This window comes from Mycobacterium sp. (assembly GCF_050701515.1).
Taxonomy (GTDB): domain Bacteria; phylum Actinomycetota; class Actinomycetes; order Mycobacteriales; family Mycobacteriaceae; genus Mycobacterium.
Map to the genome: position 1 here is coordinate 1 of NZ_JBOGDB010000164.1, position 4,833 is coordinate 4,833.

Consider the following 4,833-nt stretch of genomic DNA (forward strand, 5'->3'; position numbering starts at 1 on the left):
GCCCCGCCCACTGGACTGGAGAAAACGTCCATGAAGTCGTCGGCCTCTTGGTCGGCGTCCTCGTCGAGTTCTTCGAGTTCCTGCTTTCGCTGACGTCGCGGAATGTGCTCACCCGGCGCAGCGAACGCTGCGGCACGATCCATGGTTGCCAACACTTTTCGGGCGCGGATTGCTCCGAATACGTCTGGTGGGTCAGCGACGGCTTCCCGGCTCAGCACCAGCGCCAGCGATGCGTCGGATGAATCCGTGCGGCTCGCGATATCGCGGTCGATGAGCGACCGGGTAAAGGGCGGCAACAGTTCCTCGTTCGCCACCAGTGCCCGATGACCCTCCACGGCGAGATATCGCCTGGCCGCCGCGGGCCGCCGGGTCAGCTTTCGCAGGATGTCGGGCGTCAAGCTGCCCTGCGCCAACAGTGACGCCTGCACCGCCAGCGCTTCGAGTTGGCCGCGCTTACTGTGACTTTCGTCGACGTAGACCGTCCGGCCGTCTGTCCATGCTGGCTCTCCGGACGCGACCGGCCTCACCTCGAGCGTGCAGCCGGAAATGGCCGAAGCCAATATGCCCAACCGCCCGATGCCGTCTGTGTCTTCGTTGTCGCCCGGCACAGGGTCCCTTCTTCGCACGTTGACCAAATATCTGTTCCAACGTATAGTCTGCACCGAGCGGTCGTCAATCGCCGGTTTCTCTGCACGCAGATCATCAGCTTGAGCACCGTCTACTGGTAGCGTGGGTACCAAACATTGGGGTCGTCCTCGGGAGGTGTCGTGGCGCATCCTCAGGTGACGCCGACACCGCGCCACGCTTTCGACGATGGCACCCGCAGGACGGAGATCCTTCAGACCGCGGCGACGTTGATCGCGTCGTCCGGCCTTCGGACGTCCCTACAGGAGATTGCCGATGCCACCGGCATTCTCCCGGGGAGCCTGTATCACCATTTCGAGTCCAAGGAAGCCATCCTCGTTGAGCTGATCCGGCGGTATCACGAGGACCTGGATCGGATCGCGCAGCACGCCGAGCAGCGCCTTGACGACGACCCGCGACCGGTCTCCGACAGGATCATCGGGCTCGGATCGGCGATCGCCGAGTGCGCGGTGCGGCATAGCGCCGCACTTCAGATGTCCTTCTATGAAGGGCCAAGCGCAAACCCGGAGCTCACCGCACTGACCGCGCAACGTCCCGACGCAATCCTGAATGCGATGCTCCAGATACTGCGTGCCGGCAAGTGGAGCGGATACCTCAGGCCCGAGCTCGACCTTCCCATACTGGCCGACCGAATCGTCCAGACGATGTTGCAGGTCGGCCTGGATGTCATGCGCCACAACGCCCCCGCGGACCGGGTTGCAACGCTCTTGTGCCGAATCATCCTGGACGGCCTTGCCTCTAAACCGCCGACCGATGCGGAGTTGGATCGGTCCGCCGCCTTCCTCGCCGCCGACGAAGTCATCAAGTCCTGGACGAACGACGGCGAGCCCGACGACGACAAAGCCGCCCACGTCCGGGCGGTCGCACGAACGGAGTTCGGCCGCAAGGGATACGAAGCGACAACCGTCAGGGACATCGCGTCAGCGGCCGGCCTCGGCACCGGCACCGTCTACCGGCTGATCGGTTCGAAAGAGGAGCTGCTGACCTCGATCATGGAATCCTTCGGCAAGAAGGTCGCCGCCGGATGGATCAGCGTTCTGCGGTCTGCCTCGACAGTCGTCGAGAAGTTGGATGCGCTGAGTTGGGTCAACACCAATGCGCTCGACCAGCTCGGGGACGAGTTCAGGATCCAACTGGCGTGGATGCGACAGTCACCGCCGCCTGCTATCGCCGACGCGGCCTGGATGTATTCGACGCGAGTAAAGCAGATGAAAACACTACTCTCCCGAGGACTTAAGTCCCGAGAGATACGCATCGACGGCCCGTCCGGCGACATGCTGTCGCGATGCCTCATCGCTATTCAATGGATTCCCGAGAGCATCCTTCAGGCCACCGATACCCAGACCGCTCAAATCCACGTTCGTGACACGGTGCTGCGCGGAGTTGCAGTTCGCGGCGCGAAGTAGCCGATCTCTCAGTCCCACACCACGTCGAGTCGCGGCGGAGAGCGGAAATACATCCCGGAGATGTATGGCGCGGGCGCGTCGGGATCGAGCCGCATTCCTGGTAGCCGGTCGAAGAGCGTATTGAAGATGTTTGAGCTTTCGAGGCGAGCTAAGTGTATTCCGATGCACACGTGCGCACCATGACCGAAACCGATGTGCGGCTTACGTTCTCGGAAGATATCGAACTGGTCGGGGTCGTTCCATCGGCTCTCGTCATGGTTGGCGCTGCCGAGGTTCACCGCGATCGTCGAACCAGCGGGAATCCGAATGCCGCCAAGTTCTGTGTCACAGGTGGTCTCCCGCAGGAAGTTCAGCAATGGGGTCTCCCAGCGGATACCCTCCTCGATGGCCTGGGGCAGCAGGCTTCGATCCGCCTGCTCTGCTGCGAGTTGATCGGTATGAGTGAGCAGTCCGAACGCCAGGCTCGCGGTCGACCGTGACGTGGTTTCGGCACCGGCCGGTAGCAGGTTGCGCATGAACCCGAAGATCTCTTCGTCGGACAGTCGCACGCCGTCGACTTCGGCGTTGGCCAGCACGGTGACCATGTCGTCGCGCGGTTCGCGCCTTCGCTCGGCGAGGATACCGATGAAGTACTCACGCAACTGCGCGGACGCGCGAAGCGCCCGGTCATAATCCGCCCGGAATCCCAGCAGGTCGATGCCCAACCGGTGAAATTCCGGGACATCGGCCTCCGGCAGTCCGAGCAGTGCGGCGATGATGCGCACCGGAATGGGCATGAATACCTGGCCAACCAGGTCTGCCCGCTTCGCGGCCTGGAACTTCTCGACGGTCCGCTCGACCAGAGGCTTGACGAGTTCGGTTTCCCAGCGGCGCATCGAGGGACGGGCGAACGCGTACTCGTGAAGCTTGCGGTACACCTGATGTTCGGGTTCGTCCAGCTCGAGGATGGTGGGACCTTCCAACGGACGAACGATCGCTTCGTAGCAGCGCGTGCTGTAGGTCGCATTGTCGGTGAACACGGTCTTCACCGCGTCAAACGAGTACGCCGCAAATGTAGGAGGGCCGTCGCCGGAGTTTTCGAATATCCCCATTTCCGGCCACCCCGGATGGACTGCTCCCTTCGTACGCAACTCACGCAGCATGGGGTACGGCGAGGCGTCACCGTCGGCGCCCATACCGGCGTCGAACAGCTCCTGCGCATCCCGAACGCTCTGCGGTACGTCCTCGGTATCGGTCGGCTCGGTCATGTGTCCCCTATTCTTTGCCGCGTGTGCAGGCGACGCCCCGCACCAAATATATGTTCCACACAGAGTGCTACGCTAAGCGGGCCATAAAGACGCTGCAAAGGAGAGCGATGGGTCTCATTGATCAGTTCCGGTACGACGGCAAACGGGTGCTCGTGGTGGGTGGCGCCACCGGTATGGGCGCCGCGGCAGCGAAGGCGAGTGCGGAGCTCGGGGCAGAAGTCATCGTGATGGACCGCGCCCCCGTCGAGTATCCGGTCGACCAGGCGATCACCGTCGATCTCTCGGACCCGGCTTCGATCGATGCCGCTATCGAACAGATCGACGGGCCGGTGGACGCGATCTTCTCCGCCGCCGGCATCGCCGATGGGCCCGCCGGTCCCCAAGTCCTGATGCGGATCAACTTCATCGGTCACCGCCACCTCATCGACCGCTTGCTCGCCGACAACCGGCTGCCCCGCGGTTCGGCGATCTGCTTCATCTCATCACTCGCTGGCATTGGCTGGGAGAACGATCTGGAGCGGGTGCAGGAGTTTCTGGCGACGCCGGACTACCAGTCTGCCGACGAGTGGATCGGCGCCCACGTCGACGAAGGGTTGATCCACTACGGCTTCAGCAAGAAAGCGATCAATGTCTATGTGGCGCAACAGTCCTATCCCTTCATGGCGAAGGGCGTGCGCATCAACGCCATCTGCCCGGGCCCTACCGACACCCCGCTGAGCCGGGCCAACGCCGACCTATGGCTGGCCTTCGGGCAGGACTACCGGGACGCCACCGGTACCGAAATCCTCACGCCCGAACAAATGGCCAACGCGATGGTGTTCCTCAACAGCGCCGCCGCCAACGGGATCAGCGGAGTCAACCTGCTTGTGGACGTCGGCCACGCGATGGCATCGATGACGGGTTCCTTCGCACCGGGCAAGCCGATCATCGACTTGATCATGGGGAAGGTACCGCTCGGGTAATTCACTCGAACGGGTTGCGGGGCAGGGTCATCGGTAGGTCGAGTGAGCTCAAGAGACCCGGCGGAGCGTCGACGACGTAGGGAATGGCGTTGACCACGCGCATCGCGGTGCCGGTCATCGCGCCTCGGCCCGCGCCGTGACCTTCGGCCCCGCCCATGGTCATCGAACAGTGGATATCGGGATCACCTTCGATATCGACGAGGTAGGTCGCATCGCATTCCGAGCTCAACCAGTCGGGTGCCACGTCGCGCGCCATGCGGATGACGTGCTCGAGAGCAATCGCTTCGTGGCCACCGACGACACCGGCGGCGCGCGTGCGCACCGCGCCGCATGTGCCCGCTTTGATCGTCCCGAACGCGACGTCGATGTCGCGATCGGTCAACCGGCGGTCGAGTGACCCACGCACCTCGTCGACCTCGACACCCAGACCTGCTGCGATCAAGTGGACGGGGGCCTTCCAAGCCATCTCGATGAATCCGGGGGTCTTCAGCATGGGTTCGAAGTCGAGCGGACGGCCGAATCCCATCCCCTCCTCCATCACGCTGGCGACCGGATAGTGATCGTTGAGCGCGA

General features: G+C 63.3%; 3 protein-coding genes and 2 pseudogenes. 2 read left to right on the forward strand and 3 right to left on the reverse strand.

Going from position 1 to position 4,833, the window contains the following annotated elements:
* A pseudogene (locus ACRDU5_RS13815) lies at positions 1 to 608 on the reverse strand (nitric oxide reductase activation protein); the annotation flags it as partial.
* A 174-nt stretch (positions 609 to 782) separates the two neighbouring features.
* Between ACRDU5_RS13815 and ACRDU5_RS13820 the strand changes: the two are divergent.
* Entirely contained in the window at positions 783 to 2,051 is a 1,269-nt protein-coding gene (locus ACRDU5_RS13820; RefSeq protein WP_526615134.1) for a TetR/AcrR family transcriptional regulator, read from the forward strand.
* 8 nt (positions 2,052 to 2,059) lie between these two features.
* On the opposite strand, the gene ACRDU5_RS13825 is transcribed toward ACRDU5_RS13820, so the two are convergent.
* Positions 2,060 to 3,298 (reverse strand): cytochrome P450, encoded by a 1,239-nt coding sequence (locus ACRDU5_RS13825; RefSeq protein WP_526615135.1) that lies wholly within the window; start codon positions 3,296 to 3,298, stop codon positions 2,060 to 2,062.
* A gap of 107 nt (positions 3,299 to 3,405) precedes the next feature.
* Between ACRDU5_RS13825 and ACRDU5_RS13830 the strand changes: the two genes are divergently transcribed.
* On the forward strand, positions 3,406 to 4,260 hold the full coding sequence (locus tag ACRDU5_RS13830) for an SDR family oxidoreductase (protein ID WP_526615136.1): 855 nt from the start codon (positions 3,406 to 3,408) through the stop codon (positions 4,258 to 4,260).
* Position 4,261: 1 nt separating this feature from the next.
* Here the strand turns inward: ACRDU5_RS13830 and ACRDU5_RS13835 are convergent.
* Positions 4,262 to 4,833 (reverse strand): annotated as a pseudogene (locus tag ACRDU5_RS13835) (dihydrodipicolinate reductase); the annotation flags it as partial.